This window comes from Dictyobacter halimunensis, from assembly GCF_036245075.1.
This window is the reverse complement of record NZ_BSRI01000001.1, coordinates 1,105,523-1,125,815: the sequence shown is the minus strand read 5'-3', so window position 1 is coordinate 1,125,815 and position 20,293 is coordinate 1,105,523. Positions and strand designations below refer to the sequence as shown.

Sequence of the window (20,293 nt, the reverse complement as noted above, 5' to 3'; positions counted from 1 at the left end):
GCGGCTGACATTCGTCCGTGGGAGCCACGTCCCCAGGTGGGGAAAGGTGCCAGACGATATGCCTCTGGCAGCTTGCTAGAGGCATATAACATATTGTTATTCACCTGTTGTTGAAGAGTCTACCGCAATACGGCCACGCTGTCTTCCCTCCAAAGAGGTATTTTTGGGGGGATCATGACCCCTTCAGAAGGGAGAGAGGATATGCAAGGCACGCGCACGGGCTACGGCCTGGGTGCGATTCGTGGCGCCCAGTTTCGTCAGGAGATGCTTGACATGGAGTTTGACGGTGTACTGGCTGAGCACCAGGTGCTCGGCGATTTGCTGGTTGGAGAGGCCCTCGGCTACCAGTTGCAAGACGTCCCGCTCCCGTGCACTTAGCGGCTTATAGAGCGTCGAGCGTGGTACTGGTTGCGTCGCCGCATCGGGCTGGATCTGCCAGATGGGTACGATCGCCGCCTGGATGCGCTGAAGGTAGTCAGGCGAGGCGGTCGTAAAGGGGGCAATCAGCGCAAGCAGGTGCGCCATTCCCTCGCCTTCATCGGCAAACAGGCGCAGATACCCTTCTGGCTCGGCTTGAGCGAGGATGGGTCCCAGGGTGGCTAGTGCCTGCCTGGCCTTGCCCTGGGCGTGCAGCGCTAGCGCGCGCAGCATCTGGATCTCGATAAGCCGACCGTGAGCGCCTGTCCCGACGGAGGTCTCCAGCAGATGGTCCAACAGAATCTGTGCTTGAGAGAGCGTCCGAGCATTTGGGTGGCTTCGTCCACGTGCGATCAAAACCCGCGCCAACGTGACATAGCCCGCATAGCGACCCTTCCCCAGGGGGCTCGTGAGCGGATCGTCAGCGTGTAACCCGCAGGTCGAGGCCCACTGCAAGGCAGGATCAAGCTGTCCGCAGCGCAGGGCAAGGCGGACAGGAAGCAGCATCAACACGTCTTTGCTCGCCTGGGGAACTGGAAACCTCGCCACATCAAACGCTTCGCTCTCCAGGATCTGCCTGGCACGCTCGCTGTTGCCTTGCGCCAGGGCCACACGCGCCAGGACTCCGAGCCCGAGCAGTGTCAGCCAGGGGCTGGGGCGAGCCAGATCCAGATGTGGAACCAGTGCGAGGAATTGCTGCGCAGAGGACTCGGCTTCTTGCAGGCGATTCCACTCATACAACAGGATTCCATAGCGCTGATGCACCATGGCGAGAGCCAGAGACGGGAGATGGTGGTGCCTGGCGAGCTCGCGGAACAAGTCTTCATAGAGCCGTCCCAGTTCGCGTAATCGCCCCAACTCTTCGTACAGCTCATCGAGACTGGCAATGACCACGAAATTGGGGCTGGGTGAGCTCTCAGGCAAGGCTTGCCGCAAGGTCTGCTCCGAGGCCAGGAGATCCCCGCTGACGTGATAGGCAGCCCCAAGGAGCACGCGCTGACGCCAGAGGGTGAACCGACTCCAGGTTGTCTCAGGTCCCGTAAGCGAACGCGTCATCTCCGCAGCGCGGGAAAGCGCCTGCGCGATCTCCCCTCGGGCCAGCGCCTGCGTTGCCTGTTGCAGCGCCAGCTCTCGTTGCAATTCTGCCTGTACCTCGGGATCGTCCTTTGCGTGCGTCTTGAGCAGCGCTGTGAGGTGTTTGATGACCTCTTCCGGGTCAGGCGACTGCGACGTGCGTAGGGGCCGGGTCCAGATCAAGGCAAGGGAGAGATACACCGAGGCCGCAATGACCTCCTGCGGAAGCCGATCCAACCAGTGGCTCAGGCGCACCAGCTTTCCCCGTTCTACGAAAGATGGCACCAACTCCGCCAGCAAGTGTGCTGCGTGAGGCAGGTCGCCTGCTCGATACGCATACTCACAGGCCTCCTCTGCCCCCCCATGCTGTTCATACCAGCGACTGGCTCGACGATACAGTTCCGGCACCAGCGCTGGCTCCTGTTGCTGGAGCAGGGTGCGCAGCGTTTCGGCGAAGAGCGGATGGTAGCGATACCAGGTGCCGGTGTCATCGAGTGCGCTGACAAAGAGATTTGCCTGGAGCAGGCTTGCCAGTTTCTGCTGTCCACCACTCTCTGCGGTCACGCTCTCGCAAAGCGGCCCGGTGAGGCGCTCCAGCACGCTTGTTTGGAGCAAAAAACGCTGCATCTCAGGTGGTTGCTGGGACAAGATTTCTTCATGCACGTAGTCCAGGAGGAAGCGAGGGGCCATGCTTGCTGCCCGGAGCACTTCTGTCGCGTCGTTGTGCCCGCGCAGGGCGAGTGTGAGCAATTGAATCCCGGCAATCCAGCCCTCGGTCCGCTCTTGGAGCAGACGGATCGCCTCGGAGCCGAGCGAGAGTCCCATCTCCTGCGCAAACACCTCGACTTCCGCGGACAGAAACTTCAGCTCCTGACTGCGCAGTTCAGCGATCTGATTACACGCCCGCAAGCGTGCGAGCCCTGGCGGATCTACCCGCGTGCCGATCAGCACATGTAGGCGCGAGGGGAGGTGGTTCAACAGAAAGAGCAAGAGGGCCTGACTTGCCTCAGTCGTGAGAGAGTGAACGTCATTCAGGATCAAGACAGTGTCGTGCTGGAGTACACCCTCAAGGTCGTTAAGGAGGCGCGTCAGCACCTGTTCATGCTCGGGGGGATGCCAGGGGCGCTCAGTCTGATCCGCGATGTCCAGGCGCGCATCGATGCGCGCCAGAGCCGCAGTGAGCGAGGAGAGGAAGCGCACCGGGTCGTTCTCTCCCTCTTCGCAGGAAAGCCAGGCCACTGGTCTCGTGGTCGTAGCAGCCCATTCGGCCAGCAGGGTCGTCTTGCCAGAGCCAGCAGGAGCCGAGACCACGATCACTGGCCCTCTCAGGCCCTGCTCCAGGAGCGCGAGCAGGCGAGGACGCGCCACATGCTGCACGGGGAGGTGCGGGGGAGTGATGCTGCTCTGGAGGATCACGCTCGGCGTTCGCCTTTGAGATGCAAGGGGAACAGGCGCAGGAGGTGGCGTGTCCTCAGCATCTCCCGCCAGGCGGCGGGCCGCCTCCTGCAGGTTCGCCAGCGTGAGATTGGTGGAGACACCCAGGTAACAGCGGAAGAGCCGTCCTTGTCTGCGACGATAGGCGCGCCAGTACCACCCACCGCGCCGATTGCCAGCAGGTGCTTTGTGCGCGGTAAAGATGCCCTCATCGCAGGTAAAGGTAAAGGTGGTGGCCGTTTCCAGCCAGGCATACCAGGAAGGGGTACCGATTAGTACCACGACGTTCTGACCCTGCTGTTCATACACCAAACAGCCGTTGCAAACCGCTCCGGCGGTTAGTGAGATCTTCATGAAATGACACTCCGCGAGAAAGGTGAGAGATGTTAGGGATGAGCCGAACAGTTCCCTAACACCGAGTATAGCAGGGGAGGAACGAAACCTCAAGGCTCACATGGAACAAAGTGCCGCCCATATGCAAAGGAAAATCGAGATCTGGCCGTTCTGTGTAAATAGGTTCACGAGGCGTCGCCTCGTCTGCTCGATGGGCGCCTCCTCACGTTCACTCTTCGCCCCTCGTGTTGCATTCTTGCTGCGCCGAAGAATGCCAACATACCGTGAGCCCCTGTTTAACACAGGGCTCTCTCAATCTAGTAAGATATGAACAATGAGAGACGTGAACTTCCAGTTCTTCGACTTCATGAAAGCACGTCCACAACAGTGGGAAAGGACGAACAGGTATGACGCGCCAGCACACGCTTCAGCAACTTGTACATAGGATCACCGCTTTTCATCACCCTCATCCTCTTCGCGTCGCCATCGATGGAATTGACGCGGCCGGCAAAACGACACTGGCAAACGAACTCGCTTCCCTTCTTGAGGAACAGGGGCGGGTCGTGATCCGTGCTTCCATTGACGACTTTCAGCGACCTCGTCGCGAACGATATCGGCAGGGATCAGATTCTCCCCACGGTTATTACGAAGATGCGTTTGATTATCCAGCTTTTCAACAAGTCCTTCTGCAGCCCCTTGGCCCAAAGGGAAATGGGCACTATCGTCGAGCGGTAATTCGATGTTTCTACCGATACCCCCCTTGTTACAAAAGAAGAGTATGCGCCACTCAACGCAATCTTGCTTGTGGATGGTGTTTTTCTTCTCCGTTCTGAGCTCGATCCGTTGTGGGACTATCGGATCTTTGTCCAGGCGGATTTCGAGGTAGCGCTGCGGCGAGCTGTGGAGAGGGATCAGCCACTCTTTGGTGATGCCATGGCTGTGCGCAGACGCTATTTGCAGCGTTATATTCCTGGGCAGCAGCTGTATTTGCAACGGGATCATCCCCAGGAACGAGCAGATGCGATTGTGCTCAACAATGATCCGACCCAGGCTATCATTCCGTGATTTTTCGAAGAGTTAGGCGGAAAGCCATTTTACATCAGTGCGGGCGAAATGTACCCCCTTGTTTTTCTCCTTTCCAGGCGATTTTACCTATACATATGTATGGACAATTTGTTTGCTGTGGCTGCTTGCTCACAGCGTTTCCAGATACCACGGTAGGGGATGGTGAAAACGTTGTCTGGTGGGGAGGCCGTGAACGCATAAATGCTATAGGTGGTGCCGTAGCGAGAACGATTGATGTGTGTCCCTTCCACCTGGCTCCAGCGGAGCGTGTGGACGATGCTGTGCTTCCATCGATTGAATTCGATAAAGCCCTCGCTATATACATAGGCGATAAAGGCCAATGGAGGGATGCTGAGGTAGAGATAGAGTACAGACGTTGCGCCAATGAGGATACCGAACGTGATGAAGGTCCAAAAGCTTTTCCAGTCCGGAGCATCAGAGATAACTGGAATGGGGCCAGTGAGTATCGCGAGCACGAATAAAGAGACGCTGAGAAGGAGCGTGATGATGGCGACAAAAAGATATGGCACCGTTTGCCAGAAGCGGGTATAGCGTTTTTGTGGAGAACCCAGATGATGGATGCTGGCCTGTTGTGTGACCTCTACCGGGACATGCATCGATATGTACCCTCTCTTTTCTCTCATTTTACCATGATCATCGGATATCTCGCCGCAATGATGCTTGAAAGGGGTGCGCACTCCAATTGGGCAAAAAACGTCCGGAGGTTTGAAAATGGCAAAAATCTGGGTATGATTGATGCATCAGCCTATCTCATCGTGTTGGGGGTACGCGATGCCAAAGCGCAAACGGGTTCAGCGAGAGCATACCGAAGATTGGAAAACCATTCAACAATACACGCTATGGTCTGAACAAACTGCCTACGAATTCTTGAGACCTGATGAACCTGGCTACCATCCTCTTGTCAGGGGAAGGCGGGTGGTGTCCTTGCCTACGCCAGCGCCTCCATGAGGAGATTTCTGCTCATCACCAATTGCCGAGATCTCGTGGACACTTCCGGGCTCGATAAGCTGTGTGGCTTTGATCCTGGGCCCCATATAAGTGTCGATGCCTGTCAATTCTGTGGTAGCCTTAGCAGTGTCTCAGTTTGAATTTCCGCTCACGACCCCTGGCGGTTGTTCCTTTCGTCGTCTCCAATCGAACGAATGACCCGCGCTGGATTTCCTCCGACAAGGGTATTTGGGGGAACGTCCTTGGTGACTACCGAACCCGCAGCCACAACCGAGTTTTCGCCTACCGTCACCCCGCCGACAATCGTCGCGCCGGCTGCGATCCAGACGTTTCTCTCAATCACGATTGGTTTTCCGATTGTGGTGGCGCGGCGCTGCAAAGGTTCAAGAGGATGGCCCGCCGTGATGATGCTCACATTCGGCCCGATCATCACATCGTCCGCGATGTTGAGGCCGCCAAGATCATAGAAAGTGCAGTTCTGATTGACGAAGACATTGTGCCCGACGCGGATTTCGTCCCCGCCGGCAGTATAGAATGGCGGGATCAGTGAAAAGCTCTCGTCTACCTTTTTACCGATGAGTTCGCTGAACAAGGCCCGAATTTCGTCTGCATCGTTGAACGTCAAACGGTTAAGTTTGGCGGTGATCGCCATCGCTCGTTTAACGTTTGCCAACATGGCCGCTGATTCCGGCGTCCTGCTGTAAATTATCTTGGTGCCGTCCTTATTCGACATTCGTTGTTTTCCTCGATCTACTCGTTGATCGCGCGTTTCGGCGCACGAGGTTCATCGTAAGCGATCAGGCAACTGATCCTGTTTTGAGCTCGCCCGCACGTTTGAAGGTAGCAATAATCACTCCACTGGGTGAAGCTTGAGATTCAACCAGTGTATAAGAAGCGGGAAGCGTCCCCTGAGCAAACAAGCGTTTCCCTGACCCTACTGTCACAGGAAAGATTTTGAGCCAAAATTCATCTTAAAACTCGGTTTTGTGGAGACCCCTGATTTCAGTCATGGAGAGGAAACAAAGCCGCTCATTTCTTTGATTTTGGGGAACAAGCCAACTACGCCATGCAACCCACGTTTTGACGTGGCATGTCGCAGGCTTCGCTCCCTGTGTGAGACGCGTGTTCGTTCGATAGGCATGCAAGCTCACCGTTTGCTTTTTGCGATCAAAGCCACCTACCGTACAGAGGCCATATGTTGCGTGATACACCAACGTTCCACGCTTCAAGCCAAGTGAACGAGTGCCCCCATAGGGCTTGCGCACACCTCCTTTTGAGGCTTGCAAACGATGGAGTTGGCGACGGTGCAACACGGCTCCAATCACATACCAGAGCCGTTGGCAGGTCGGTTTTTCTGCCCCACTCTCTGAAGCTGCTAAGACCCAACTATCGACGCAATGCGACTCAAAGCTTCGTTTGGCTTTCTGCTTTGTTTTCTTGAGGCCATACTTCTCGCGCAATTGTTTGGTTTCCCATCCTTGCTTGAGATGCACCTGCAAGCCCATGTCAGCGAGTAACCGATACAGATGGTCTTTGCCAACCTGGACCGGACTAAATGAGCGATTCCATGTGCCTCCTTTCCCATTTCTGGTGACCGCTTGCACATCCTCTACCACCGCATCCGTCAGGGGGAGAATGTGTGTAAGATGAGCCACAATGCGAGCCTTGGCTTCCCATCGGCTTCGTGTCGATGGTGGGATGTGTTTTCTCCGATTGAGACGATTGTGTGAACGCATGGGACGACGCCATTTGCGATGCCGACGTGCTCGACGCATGGTCCTGCGGGTTTCCATGGCATCTTTGACATGCGTAGGCGCTTCCACCATGAGGTGAAGCACCGTATCATGGGTGCCAACGACACTCAAGCCTTCGAATGTACTGCCGGGATCAACCCCTACGACAAGAGGTTGATTCTTTGGTTCCTGCTCGTAGCGCAACTGGACAAAGAACATGCCAAGCCGATTGCGTTTTGGACGAGCATGTCCACTCTTGAATAACTGTCGTGCTTTCGCAGAGGTACAAGGCATCAGTGCGACGCCACGACAATCAACAACAGGTATGCGCATAGGTGAAGGATTTCCTTCCTCCTGGTCAAAGCCAGGGTAATATTCCCCTTCGTGAGAGCGAGGACGGGCTTAACCCCGAAGGGTGCCAGCTTGGGCGCGGCTAGAAGAGGTTCAAGCGAGGGGGGTACTCGAACGTTCTTGAACATTAGCCCATCCCGCGGCTGCTACCGAAGTAGCTCACTAGACATGACTTACGTTGTCTTAGCCCTTCGACAAGCCCCTGCCGCAGAGGCCTGTCTTTTATACACATTTAACAAAGGTGAAAGAGAGGTGACATCGGACGCGGACCGGCAAGCCTGAGCTTGCAAGCAATTGTTTGCAAGCTCTTCCTTATTGGGCTGCTTCTCCAGCCACTTTACTCAATTCCTTTGTTAAATGTGTATAATTGTCAGGCCTTTAGGCATGGGGTCCATGACAGTAGGGCCACACCCATCCCCCTTGCGTAAAGTTCTCACTCGGATCTTCTTCTGGTCCACCAGGAGCTTGCATGACGCCATCAAGCGTGAAACGATAATGTTTCTCATAAGAAACACTCCTTATCAATTGTCGGGTGATGGGAGAAAGACAATGCCGCCAGGTCTCTCCTATGGATCTCGTGTGTATGTGTGAAGATAAAGCTTTGCGCGTTTCTTCTCTGCTCGCTCGACATGTCGAGCGAGGTTCGCTTTCAGAGCATAGCATAAGGGCACGAAAAAAACTTCTCGCATCTTGCTCTCTTCGTGCATGAAGCCCAGCACCAGCCTGTCGACCCGCCCGGATGGAAACTGGCTTTTTCGTTGTACCTGATCAATTGCTGGCAAAGTTGCGTTATATTGCGTTGCCTGGATGCGACATATGGGTAGTGATGCAGTATAATTTGGCAAATGGTGAAGGATAGATAGATATGACTTACTCGCTCCAAAGTAGCGCTCGTTTGATCACGTCTGAGGAACGTGTGCGTCTGGTGCGTTTTTGTGCCAGGCTGGTAGGAGATAGTGAGGCCGCTGAGGATCTGACACAGGAGACGTTGTTGGAGGCCTGGCGCCATTTAGAGGGTTTGCGCGATACGCACAAGCGCCTGCCCTGGTTGTTTGGGATTGCGCGCAACGTGTGTCTGCGCTGGGGACGCCAGCGCGGTCGCGATCAGGCGCGTTATGTGCCGCTGGCGACGGTCCTGGAGCCTGAGCAGGTGCCTCCTGAGGAGATGCTGGCGGATCCTTTTGATGTCGAGGTAGAGTTAGAGCGGCAGGAACTGGTGGCCCTGCTGGATCGCGCGCTGGCGGCCCTGCCAGCGCAGACGCGGGCGACGCTGGTCCGGTGACGGAGCAGATGATCTCCATTCATTCGAGACTCAGATACGTTTCGTCGCCAACCATCTCGACATACCAGCGGCCATATAATCACGAGCTACCTATCTATAAAGCACACGGGAGAAAAACCATCAATGGCTGATCAATATACTGCATTGGCATTAGCAAGACGGAATGGGAAATGTTTGTTAGTGAAACATCACGGGAAAGATGATCTTTCCTGGTGGTTACCTGGCGGAGTAGTGGAACCGGGAGAAAGACTTGTAGACGCATTACGAAGAGAATTGCTTGAAGAAACGGGCTTGCGGCTCGAAGGAACGCCGGTCCTGGCCTTTGTTGTTCAACTATTTCGAGAGACTGAACAGGGCCTGCGGGAAGCTGGTTTCGCCTTTCATTTTTCTTGCGAAGTGACTGGAGAGATACACCCACAAGATCCAGATGGGTTGGTGGAACAAGCACAGTGGAAAAGGGAACAAGAAGTGCTCGACCTTTTGAGCGTGCAGGCCTGGTATGATTGTGAGCCACTACGCCGATGGTTCTCTGGAGAAGCAGGTATCGGAACAGTCTATACGCACAAGATCGTAAGCAACCCTTGAGCCATAGTAGGCTATCCGACATCATTATCCCTCTCAAATCTGTTAAGAGGGGTAATGATGTCGGATGATGATCTTGTTGCTCCATGTCACAGCAACAGCTGACCAGAAGTGTATCCTCCCTTTTCGCTGCTTACTTTCTGGGATAGCCTCGATAGGGGTGCTGTTCTGGCGTCGGCGTCGTGGCAGGATGCTCCTTTATCAGACGCAGCGCCTCTGCGATGCCGCGCCCAAGCTGTGGATCAAAGCCACGCGCGTAATCCTGTGGCGTGTAGTCGACGTCAATCGTGGGATCGGTGCCATAATTCTCTACACCCCAGCCCACATCCTTAAACCAGAAACTAAACTCTGGCTGGGTCGTGCTGGTCCCATCGGCTAGCGGCATATAGGGAGAGATGCCAATGACGCCGCCCCAGGTGCGCTTGCCAATTAGCGGCCCGAGTCCCATCATTTTGAAGGCATGAGAGAAGATGTCGCCGTCGGAGCCCGCATTCTCGTCGGTGATGGCTACCAGCTTGCCTCGCGGGGAATTATAGATATATGGATCGGGTGGCGACCAGCGCTGGAACGCGTACCCCAGCCGGGGCCGGGCCAACTTCTCCAGCACCAGACCGGAAACGGCGCCGCCGCCATTCCAGCGTACATCAACGATCAGCGCATCGTAGTCATACTCGGCCAGGTAATAGCGGTGGAACTCCGCGTAGCCATCCGTCCACATATCGGGAATATGCACATAGCCCACGCGGCCATTCGTCTGCTCATGGACCAGACGGCGGTTCGCCTCGACCCAATCACGATAGCGCGCGCCGAATTCAGAGGCCAGGGTCCGTACGGTCACGTTGCGTGCCGGGCCATTGGAGGGCTGAAGGAGGATGTGTACCTCTGTCTCCGCCTGGTTCACCAGCAGATGCTGCGGTCCCTGTTCCGCCGTAAGGCGCTGCCCGTTGATCGCCAGCACCGCGTCTCCTACGCTGGCATTAACTCCTGGTGCCAGCAGCGGCGATGTCTCTTTGGGATTCCAGGGATCGCCGCGCAGGATATGAGCGATACGATAGACGCCCTCGTCTGCATCGAAGCGCCAGTCCACACCCAGGAAGCCCTGGTGATATTCGGGATGGGGGCGATACTCGCCCCCAGACTCATAGGCGTGCGACGAGCCGAGCTCGCCCTGTATCTCCCAGAACAGGTCCGAGAGTTCGCCACGTGAGGTCAGCCGTTCCACCAGTGGGGCATAGCGCGCGTAGATGCCCTGCCAATCCACACCCGCCATATCAGCCACCCAGAACTGCTCGCGTTGCAGGCGCCACGCCTCGCCAAACATCTGGCGCCACTCGGCGCCCGGGCGGATCGACACCTTGATGCGCTCCAGATCAAGCCAGCCCGATTCCCGGCCAGGCTTGTCAGCGGCATGGGCGGGAATCTCTGGTGGCTTCTCACCAGCCTTGAGGACGCGCAGCCGATCATGTGAGTAACAGAGCGCCATTGTGCCATCGGTGGTGACGCTGATATCTCCGATCTCATCGGCGATATGCTCCTGCTTGCGCTTCTCGAAGTCATACCACTCCAGACTGCCATTCGATTTCGGTTTGACGCCGGACGTCTCACCAGCTCGCAATCCCTCGACTGGCAGCGAGGTAAAGAGCGCGCCGTCGCGGGTTCCGACAACCTGTCCGTAGCGGCCCTCGGGAACGGGGAAGGCCACGATGCGATTGGTGATGCCGTCCAGGTCAATCTCCACCCGTTCAGGTACGGAGGTATGGCTTGCGTTCTCTTTCTGTCTCTCCTCAGCCTTCACCTCACCGTCCGAACGCAGCAGCGCCGATTCCGGCTGAAACGGCGAGCGCAGATCTTTGCGCAACGTAATCAGATAGGGGCGCATGCCCCTGGGGAAGCCGAATTCAAAGTGCATCGTATCGGGCACCGGATCAAAGTCGCGCGCGCTCAAGAAGTAAAGGTAGCGCCCGGCCGGATCGAACGCCGGTTTGGTATCGCGCCGCAGCGCGTCCGTCACCTGATAGGTTTCGCCACTCTCGATGCGGCACAGCTTAATGATGATCTGCTGCGCGCGGATCGCCTGTTCATAGGCGACCCAGCGTCCATCAGGCGACCAGGCGATGCCATTGACGAGGTCGCTATCTTCAATGCGGCCATAGTCGCTCCGGTCAAGCACGCGCAACGTCTCTGCCGCCAGGTCCACCAGCAGCAGTTCGTTGCGGTGGTTTATCAGCAACACCTGATCGCCAACCGGCGCGGCAGAAAGCGCGGTGACATGGCCGATATCAAGCTGGCCCAGGATGCGATCTGGTGATGAGCCATCGGAATGAAAGACAGCCAGGCGCGGTTCATCGCCCGCATCGCTGACCGCGACCAGACGCTTGCCATCGGCCAGCCAGTCTATCAGGCGATAGCGGGGGCCATCGGTTTGTCCATGCTGGAACACGGCCCCTTCCCAATTGCTCAAGCTGAAGGCTTTGCCGCGCGTGGTGAGGGCGACTGCCTGACCCCTGGGATGCAGCGCATAGGAATCCATGAACTTGCCTGCGGGAACAAACTGGCGTGCCCGCTGCGTTTGCGATCCCGCGAGATCAACGTTCAGCCGCTCCTCGCGGTTGGTGGCCGGGTCGAGCACAAACAGATCGCCACCCGCGTGATAGACACAGAGATGCCCATCGGTCGCGAGATTGCGAGCATAGAACGTGTCCTGGCTGCTATGGCGCCGCAGATCCTTGCCGGTGGGCAGGCAGGAATAGACGTTACCGATGCCCTCGTGATCAGAAAGGAAAAAGATACGCTTCCCCACCCAGCACGGGGAAGCGATATTGCTGTTGAGGTCGAGCAGTCGCTTGAACTCGCCGGTTCCCTGCGCATCGATCCACAGGTAGCCAGCGGTCCCACCGCGATAGCGCTTCCAGAAGGCTGGCTCGCGGATATTGCGGCCCAGCACAACGGCACCATCGGGTCCAAAGGCGATGGCGTTGGCGATGCCATAGGGCAGCCGAACTGGCTCTTCACCCTGGGAAGAGACGCCAGAGAGCATGCGCCAGCGGGGCGAGGGCAATCCGGTCGAACTGGCGTAGATGATCTGTGCACCGTCGGGCTGCCAGCCAATCACTTCAGCGCGCCCGGCCTGATAGGTCAGGCGACGCGCCGGCCCGCCGTCGGCGGGCATCACATAGACTTCATCGGGGCCTTCGCCACTGCCGGTAAAGGCAATCTGCTGACCATCCGGCGAAAAATGCGCCCTGGTGGCCGCCGCCACGCCAGCGGTCAATCGTTCGGCGTGACCACCGCCAACGGAGACCCGCCAGAGGTCATCCTCTGCGGTAAAGACGACCTGATCGCCATAGATGGTCGGAAAGCGAAGATAGCCTGTGGTTCCCATGAATCCTCCTTCAGGAACGTACTCCAGCCGTGAAACGAGGCCGAGTGAGAGAATATATGGTATTGTAGCAGAAACCTGAGTCGTTCGACAAACAGCACTGCTCCCCAATGGCGTAAAACGTATTTATGCCATTGGGGAGCAGTGTGTTCTCACATCCATACCAGGCCCATGCTATCCTACTCTTGAATCTCTCCCGCCGTGAGCTTCATTTTCCAGGTTTCAACCTGAAGCACGTCCGCCTGCCGTGGAAAGACTTTGGACAGCAGGACGCGCTGGACTTCTTCGTCTTGATCAAAGCAGCCATCGGCCAGGACAGTCAGCTGATAATCCTTATCCGCCGCTTCCCGCAGCGTTGATAAGACGACTCCACTGGTCGCGATGCCACAGAGTACCAGATGAGAAATGTTCTGTGCCCTCAATACCACTTCTAAATCACTTCCGCTAAACGCGCTGACACGGCGTTTGGTGATTAAAATATCTTCTGGTTGTGGGGCAAGGGCCGGATGAACCGTCGGGGCGGTCATTGGTGCCTGCGCAGAGGAAGACGCCTGGCGTTTGAGGGTGGAGAAGGACTTATTCCTCGGGCTGGCCTCAGGATAGCCAGGACGGAAACCTACAACCACGTAGATTACCGGAATTGCGGCTGCGCGTGCGGCAGCAATCGCTCCGTTTACGAGAGCCAGGAAATCTTCTGTTTGTGAATACCGGCGGACAATTTCCTCCTGCATATCCATAACTAAAAGGGCTGTATGCGCATGGGTTTGAGTCTCAGACATTGTTGTTTTCCTTTCTCTTGCTCTCCGAAAGGGATCGGAGAACACACGATTTACTTGATGTTCAAGGCGTTTATGGATGCGGCAAGGCTTTGTTCCGCTGGTCGGCGTCTTATCCAGCCAGCAAGTGCAGCGACCAGGCTGAGTATTCCTCCAATCAAGAGTGAAATTGATGCTCCAAAGAGCATCGCCAGGCCGCCCGCGAACAGGTTCCCCAACGGCATGCCTCCCGAGTAGACCAGTAAGTACACACTCATCACCCTGCCGCGCAGGTGAGAGGGCGCAACAGTCTGGATAGTGATATTGGCAATGGTTCCCATCACCACTTGCGCGAATCCTATCCCGGCAATTAACGGAAGCGAAAGGAGATAGAAATGGGAGAGCGCAAAAGCGATCTCAAGGGCACAAAAGATGAGTGCCGCGATAAGCAGCGCGTGAATATTCGGTTTTTGATTGCCCCAGGCGAGCCATAACGATGAGAACAGCGCCCCTATCCCGAAGGCTGAGTAGAGGAAACCGTACCCGATCGATCCCGCATGAAGCACATCTGTCGCGAAGAGGGGCAGCATGACATTGAAATTGATACCAAACAACATGACTGCGCCAAGGACTCCAATTGGTAGCGCAAGGGATGGGACGTGCCAGACGTAAGACAGGCCCTCACGCGCGCTCTGAAATACATTCAGCCTTTGTTCGCCAGTTGGGTTGCCAGGCAGGACATGCAGAGCTTTGAGATCGATCATGAGCAATCCAAAGATCACCGCGAGAAAGCTGAGGGCATTGAGCAGAAAAAGCGGCGCAACACCCAGCCAGGCAATCAGTATCCCACCGAGGCCAGGCCCCAGCACACGAGCGACATTGGTAATTGCCGAGTTGAGCGCAACAGCGTTCGTCAGATCTTCCTGCCCCACCATTTCAAGCACAAAGGTCTGGCGCGTTGGCTGATCAAATGCCGTGCTCAGACCCAGCACAGCCGCCAGGCACAGAATCTCCCAGACCTGGATCGCCCCCATGGCAACCAGTCCCCACATCACAGTCGCTTGCAGTAGCGCGAGTGATTGCGTAAAGAACAAGGTGCTACGTTTGGGTAACCGGTCGGCCAGTACACCACCAAAGAGGGAAAATATCATCACTGGCAGATATTGCAATACCCCTACCAGCGCAAGCAGAAAAGCGCTATGCGTCAGTTCAAGGACCAGCCAGGCCAGCGCGGCGGTCTGCATCCAGGTTCCGATCAAGGAAATCATCTGCCCAAAAAAGAACCATCGGAAGTTCCGATGACGAAAAGCGATCAGCATGCGCGGCAAGCCTCTGGTGTGTTGCGTTTCTCCACGCACAGCTTCAGGAAGCGGCGGTTGTTTGCCGCCGGAATCAGTTGATTGCATATGTGTTTCCTCCGGGAATACCAATGCGAGCACAGAGGACTGCGGGAGAAGATGTTTCTCCCGGTACGTTATGCGCTTTTTACGGCAAAGCCGTTCAGAGCTCTTGCTCACTTAGATGGCGCAGGACAGGCAGGGCTCCTCGTAAATGCGTCAGTTCTTCCTGACTGAGTTGGCCGAGAAGACGTTGTAAGTTCCCACGCCAGTACTCCGCATAGAGCGAGACCGCACGTTGACCGCGCTCAGTCAGCGATACCTGCACGACCCTCCAGTCCTGTTCGTCGCGAATCCGTGCGACAAATCCCTGGGCCAGCAGACGTTTCACCATGGCAGTGATGGCTGGCGGCGCAACTGCTAGCTGTTCAGCTAATTCTTGCATGGTGCATCGTTGACGTGTCATCAGCACGCGCAACAGCTTGAACTGCTCCTTGGTGGCGCGAAGTTCTAAAATGTCGCGCCATTCTGGGGATACATCATCTGAGGCGCGGGGGAGATCCGCGCGAATGCGCCCCGCCAACCGGGGAAGAATATCCAACAACGCATCAGCAATGTCCAGGGTGCTGCCAGAAGAAGGCTCACTCATACCAATCCTTTCTCTTCTTTTGTTAATATGATTAATACTTAAACTATTTATTACTTAATCAGTTTAAGTATATGGTAGACCATTCCAGCTTCCCGTGTCAAGACTGCCACACCCACCAATCCTCTTCTATCATCATGCTTGTCTCCATGATGATAGAAGAGGATTGGTGGGTGTGGCACGAGCACCAAAGCACAGACCAGCTTCAACGCCTGGCGTTTAGTCCCAGTGGGCGCCTACTGCTCTCCTGCGGCGACGATCATGTGGCGAATTAGTGGGATTGTGAAAGTGGGCAAGAGGCCTATCGCCTGGAAAGCTGTTTTAGTACCGGGGCGAGCGGAGCGTGAAGAATGTAGGGACCCAGAAGATCGATATTTGGAAAGAAGCAGCACAACGGCTACGATACCGACCTTCCTCCTGTGATAGGGTTGGCTACTCGTCATGAACACAGAGAGAGGGGGATTTTGCTCTCTCTCCTTTTCGTATCAGGTGTTGTGCAGTCTGGATGGCGGGGTCAAAGCGGATTGAAAAGCTGACTGTGAATTTGACCCCCGCCTGCGTACAGCGATGGCGATCTCCTGCGCGCCTTGTTGTGAAAGTCCCATGGGCTTCTCACTGGAGATATATTTTCCATCTCGCGTACAGGCAATCGCGTGTTCGTGGTGCAAAGAATTCGGTGAGGAGATAACGGCTGCATCCACGCCCGCGAGAAAATCCTGATAGTCAGTCAGAGATGCGGCCCAAACTTCCGTCGACAGAGCACGGGCATGCTGCTGGTCCGGGTCCGTTATCGTGACCACCTGGCTGCGCGGAGCGTCTGCGAAATACTTTGTGGGGCCGACCGCGTTTAGGCCGGCCCCAATAATTCCTGGTAGTGCAGATTCAGCAGTGTCGCAGTCTTTACTCGCATCCGCACCGCGGCATAGACGCAACACATGACGCTCCGTCGACCTGCAACAGGTCGACGGAGCCGTCGTCTGGATCAGGAAATGTTGACCGAGTAGTAGTCGGTGGAGAAGGTGCCGTTGCCGTACCAGATTTCGCTACCAGCCTGGATGCTTGTGAGACTGAGCGCATTGGAGATGCGATCCGATGCGTTAGGCAGGCTCCATTGCAGGTACATCATAAAGTCCTTGATGTTGAGGTTGTCGAGCTGGGTCGTTTTATCCTGGCGGATAAACTTCCAGAAGGTCCAGCCACCATAGGGACTCTGCGAGCTGGCGTTCCAGCTTTTGTAGAGATCCCAGTTGGCGCCATTGGCGTACAGGGTTCCAACATAGGTTCCACTACGGGCGCCCGTATCTTCATCCGTGTACCAGGGCCAGATCATGACCTCGTCGGTCGGCCAGTACGAATCCACATCGAGATTGTGGATCCAGAGATCATAGGCGACATCAGCCCGGTACGAGCTGCCCCCATTGGGACTGAAGTGCCAGCTAGTGGTGATGTCCTTGTTATCCCACAGCTTGACGGGCAGGTCGGTATTATTGGACCAGGTTCCCCACTGCCAGCCATCAACAATACTGGGCCAGGCCTTAATGTGCCAGGCGTCATCCGAGAGGACATTTGACCAGTTGAACGAGGCGGACCAGGCGCCCGTACTATTCTGTGAGCTATCATGGCTGATGCTCTGATAGCCACTTCCCCAGCCGTTGTACTGATTGCCCCACTCATTGTTTTGAATAAAGTACTTGCCAAAGTTGATAGTGCCGTTCACATTGGTGATTGTATCAGCCAGCGCGGCTCCGGGCGCGATAACGAGTGCCAGCAATATGGCCAGGCTGCCGACGGCGAAGAGGCGTGTGCCGTACGACCAGATCGACTTGCGTTTGTGAGGAGACTTCCCTGTAATAGATGCATGTTCCATCGCATCAGATTCCTTTCGTTCTTGTTATTACGTACATCGTATTAACTATTGGATGGATGTCGATACATCGCTGTATCTCTACGTGATTGCCTATTCTGTTGTGTACCACCCCCTTTCTTTCAAGTGTATAGGCTTGCAATCACCGCCCTTTCCCGCCCTCTTTGATCGCTAGCCCTGGGTTTTGATGGAGTTGTATTTGATGGTAACGCTGACCTTGTCGAACGTCGTGGTATTCAGCGTCCCGTAGCTGTGGGCTGTGACCGCAAGGCCGACATACGCCGTTTTCCCCATCGTTATATTGGCCGAACCGATCTTCTTCCAGCTTTTCCCATTGCTGGAGGTGAAGGCCGTAAAGGTATTCCCGGAACGGGTGAGCTTCACCCAATAGGGTGCGGCCCCTTTGGGACCCGCTGTATCTACGGCGGCGGTGTTGGTCGTTGGGCGCCGCTCAAAGACGGTGCCATGGCTGGGCGTCAGCAGCACATCGGCAAAGCTGGCATTGTCGTTGAGGCTCTCGCGAATCATCACACCGGCCTTGGCCCACGGATCGGTCTGTTGGATGCCATCGACACGAGCGATGATCGTGCCGTCTCCGGCCATCGGCTGATAGACATACTGGAAGCTATCTGAGGTATTCCAGATATCGCTGCCTGAGCCTTTGACCGTAAAGGTCCCACTCTTATAGGAAGCACTGCCAGCATTGCCGGTATTACCAACATCCTGATGCTGCCAGGGTGCGGGTAGGGAACCACCGGGCGCGGGAGTCGGAGTGGGAGTCGACTGGCTGAGACTCTGATCGTCGCCGTAGGCAAAACCGTTTCCTGTGAAGCCTACATAGACGCGCCCCGCTACGTTCATATCGCCACTGGTGACGTTGACCTGGTCAAAGATGCCCAGTGGGGCGGCTGAGACCAGGGTCCAGGTCGCACCTTTATCGGCGGAGCGATAGATACCGAGCGCGCTATCACCATTGGCCTTGCCATACAGGTAGATGGCGGGATAGCTGTAGCCCGGCAGAGCCTTGCCGAAGCCAAAGGAACGAGCCTCCTGCACGTTGGTCACCTTGGTCCATGCGCTCTGCCCGGCGTCCGTGGTATACCACAGGCCATCACTGCCCGCACTCGACCAGACGTTTCCGGCTTGATCGGGAGCAGCATGAATCTGACCATAGACGTGGCAGTTGGCGTTCTGCTCGCAGGCGGGCGAATTGGCGGCCTGTACGAAGGTCTTGCCACCATCGGTTGAGGTATAGAAGGTCCCGGTCGGTGACGTTGTGGTTGAGAAGGTGATGGCATAGAAGGCGTTATTGACCTTATCGGAGGCCAGTGCGCGCTTGGCGCCCCACCAGAAGAGCCAGTGGGTATCTTTGCTATCGCTGATGCCGCTGCTCTGGTTCCAGGTCTGTCCGCCATCGCTTGAGTAATAGGGCGCGTTGCCCTGACCAAAGTCACCGGTACTGGGGAGCCAGGCCAGGGTATTGGGGTCGGTCGCCGAGATAGCGATATTGCCACCGACACTATTGGCGGGCGTGTTGCCAAAGAGCTTCCAGGTCTTGCCGCCATCGGTCGAGCTGGCGCCACGACCCGACAGCGAGGGATAATAGTTATTCTTGACCTGTACCGTCACGACCGTCTGGGGGTGGCCTCCGCTGTAATCGAGACTGGTGCCTCCCCAGAAGGCGTTATCGACCAGAGGTTGCGCCGGATAGCTCTTGACGTCGGCATGATAGAAGCCCTGACGATCATAGATATTCGTGATGGGCGAGCCACCCGGAGGGGCGATAAGGTCCGTGGTGACTGTCTCTTCGATTCCCCTGGAGTAAAAGTTCCAGTTAATGGTCGAACCGGTGTTATCACTGGAATACCAGAGCCCGATACCCTCAGGGAACCAGAGCTTATCAGCGGCTAGGGGATCAAAGGTGATCTGGGCGCTGGAGAGATAGCCGTTTTCGTCGGTATTGGTCACCCAGGGGATGGTGGAAGAGGAGACGCTGGTCTGCAGTGTATCCCAGCTGCCGCCGCCGTTGGTTGTGCGCCACAGGTTGCCATTCGTCACACCTGCCGAGGCCACGATGACGCGTTGAGCATTGTGGGGATCGACGGCCACCTCGTAATCACCCGCGCTCGTCGAGGGAGAGATCACAGTCGCGCTATTGGTTGAAGGTGAATATTCCTCGACTGCGCCAGGTGAGCCATCGAGTCCGACGTAGAGCGTGCCATCCGAGGCCACACCCGCGCTGAATGGAACCAGGGTGGAGCTGATGATATTGCTCCAGGTCGCGCCAGCGTCATTGGACATATACACACCCGAACCAGCGACACCCACATAAATACGGTTGGTCTTGCCATTGGTGGTTCCGCTATTCGGATCAAAGACGACGAATTTATCGCCTGCCGGTGTGTTTCCACCGTTCGAGCCAACGGGCACACTGCTGGTCGGGACCTGGTTCCAGGTCTGAGCTCCATCGGTGGTTACCCACAGTCCTTCTTTGCGTGAGCCAAAGTAGACCACCTGATCATTATGAGGATCAACGGCCAGGCGTTCGCCGCCCTGGCGAAAGTCTGCGTTGCCACCCATAGTCCAGCGCTGGCCGCTATCGCTGAACGACTGGCCCTGGTTGCTGCTCTTGAGGATGCGGCCATTCTGGTTGTTCAAATCATTGCCGACGGCAACGTACAACGTCTGAGCATTGGATTCGCTGACCGCGATACTCTCGACGCTATAGTCATTGGGGGTCGGATTAGGAACGGCACTGGCCGTGATGAGCTGCTGCCACGTATCGTTGGGACCGAGCTTATACGCGCCACCGACATCGGTACGGATATACGCCAGACCCGCAACAGTAGGATGAAGCGCGATGCCGGTCACAAAGCCGCCGGCACCAATCTTTAACTGGTTCCAGGTGTAATCAGGTGCCGTGGTATCTGGACGTTCTGCCTGCGCTGCGTAGAGCCTCGCAGGAACAATGAGCAACGTGGCAAGCAGGAGTCCTATGCCCGCCAATGTTGCCATGACTCGGATGCGCCGTTGCAAAAATCCACGTATCATGAGAATCTCCTTTTCATTATG

Annotated in this window: 14 protein-coding genes and 2 pseudogenes; 3 read left to right on the top strand and 13 right to left on the bottom strand. The window is 56.3% G+C overall.

Annotated features, from left to right (window positions below; translation table 11 throughout):
- Nucleotides 1-183: 183 nt before the first annotated feature.
- Entirely contained in the window at nucleotides 184-3,279 is a 3,096-nt protein-coding gene (locus AABA21_RS04460; protein ID WP_338247788.1) for a winged helix-turn-helix domain-containing protein, read from the bottom strand.
- Nucleotides 3,280-4,062: 783 nt separating this feature from the next.
- Here AABA21_RS04460 and AABA21_RS04455 point away from each other — a divergent pair.
- Nucleotides 4,063-4,323, top strand: coding sequence for a nucleoside/nucleotide kinase family protein (locus AABA21_RS04455; protein WP_338247787.1), 261 nt, complete (start codon nucleotides 4,063-4,065; stop codon nucleotides 4,321-4,323).
- 83 nt (nucleotides 4,324-4,406) lie between these two features.
- On the opposite strand, the gene AABA21_RS04450 is transcribed toward AABA21_RS04455, so the two are convergent.
- From AABA21_RS04450 to AABA21_RS39230, 5 genes and pseudogenes are all read right to left on the bottom strand, one after another.
- A complete protein-coding gene (locus tag AABA21_RS04450) occupies nucleotides 4,407-4,940 on the bottom strand; it encodes a DUF6585 family protein (protein WP_338247786.1) in 534 nt (177 codons plus the stop codon).
- Between the two features lie 500 nt (nucleotides 4,941-5,440).
- On the bottom strand, nucleotides 5,441-6,025 hold the full coding sequence (locus AABA21_RS04445; RefSeq protein ID WP_338247785.1) for a sugar O-acetyltransferase: 585 nt from the start codon (nucleotides 6,023-6,025) through the stop codon (nucleotides 5,441-5,443).
- Between the two features lie 64 nt (nucleotides 6,026-6,089).
- Nucleotides 6,090-6,263: pseudogene (locus AABA21_RS39235) on the bottom strand (dihydrofolate reductase family protein); the annotation flags it as partial.
- Nucleotides 6,264-7,358: an RRXRR domain-containing protein gene (locus AABA21_RS04440; protein WP_338247784.1), complete on the bottom strand. Its 1,095-nt coding sequence runs from the start codon at nucleotides 7,356-7,358 to the stop codon at nucleotides 6,264-6,266.
- A gap of 417 nt (nucleotides 7,359-7,775) precedes the next feature.
- Nucleotides 7,776-7,847, bottom strand: a pseudogene (locus tag AABA21_RS39230) (dihydrofolate reductase family protein); the annotation flags it as partial.
- 394 nt (nucleotides 7,848-8,241) lie between these two features.
- Between AABA21_RS39230 and AABA21_RS04435 the strand changes: the two are divergent.
- Nucleotides 8,242-8,658 carry an RNA polymerase sigma factor gene (locus AABA21_RS04435; RefSeq protein ID WP_338247783.1) on the top strand — a complete coding sequence of 139 codons (417 nt, stop codon included), beginning with the start codon at nucleotides 8,242-8,244 and terminating at the stop codon, nucleotides 8,656-8,658.
- Nucleotides 8,659-8,781: 123 nt separating this feature from the next.
- Entirely contained in the window at nucleotides 8,782-9,243 is a 462-nt protein-coding gene (locus AABA21_RS04430; protein ID WP_338247782.1) for an NUDIX hydrolase, read from the top strand.
- Nucleotides 9,244-9,373: 130 nt separating this feature from the next.
- On the opposite strand, the gene AABA21_RS04425 is transcribed toward AABA21_RS04430, so the two are convergent.
- From AABA21_RS04425 to AABA21_RS04395, 7 genes are all read right to left on the bottom strand, one after another.
- On the bottom strand, nucleotides 9,374-12,622 hold the full coding sequence (locus tag AABA21_RS04425) for a S41 family peptidase (RefSeq protein WP_338247781.1): 3,249 nt from the start codon (nucleotides 12,620-12,622) through the stop codon (nucleotides 9,374-9,376).
- A gap of 176 nt (nucleotides 12,623-12,798) precedes the next feature.
- Nucleotides 12,799-13,398: a cysteine hydrolase family protein gene (locus tag AABA21_RS04420; protein WP_338247780.1), complete on the bottom strand. Its 600-nt coding sequence runs from the start codon at nucleotides 13,396-13,398 to the stop codon at nucleotides 12,799-12,801.
- 50 nt (nucleotides 13,399-13,448) lie between these two features.
- On the bottom strand, nucleotides 13,449-14,780 hold the full coding sequence (locus tag AABA21_RS04415) for an MFS transporter (RefSeq protein ID WP_338247779.1): 1,332 nt from the start codon (nucleotides 14,778-14,780) through the stop codon (nucleotides 13,449-13,451).
- A 94-nt stretch (nucleotides 14,781-14,874) separates the two neighbouring features.
- On the bottom strand, nucleotides 14,875-15,360 hold the full coding sequence (locus AABA21_RS04410; protein ID WP_338247778.1) for a MarR family winged helix-turn-helix transcriptional regulator: 486 nt from the start codon (nucleotides 15,358-15,360) through the stop codon (nucleotides 14,875-14,877).
- Nucleotides 15,361-15,842: 482 nt separating this feature from the next.
- Nucleotides 15,843-16,292, bottom strand: coding sequence for a Gfo/Idh/MocA family protein (locus AABA21_RS04405; protein ID WP_338247777.1), 450 nt, complete (start codon nucleotides 16,290-16,292; stop codon nucleotides 15,843-15,845).
- 47 nt (nucleotides 16,293-16,339) lie between these two features.
- Nucleotides 16,340-17,224, bottom strand: a complete 885-nt coding sequence (locus AABA21_RS04400) for a glycoside hydrolase family 12 protein (protein ID WP_338247776.1) — start codon at nucleotides 17,222-17,224, stop codon at nucleotides 16,340-16,342.
- Between the two features lie 168 nt (nucleotides 17,225-17,392).
- On the bottom strand, nucleotides 17,393-20,272 hold the full coding sequence (locus AABA21_RS04395; RefSeq protein ID WP_338247775.1) for a hypothetical protein: 2,880 nt from the start codon (nucleotides 20,270-20,272) through the stop codon (nucleotides 17,393-17,395).
- Nucleotides 20,273-20,293 lie beyond the last annotated feature (21 nt).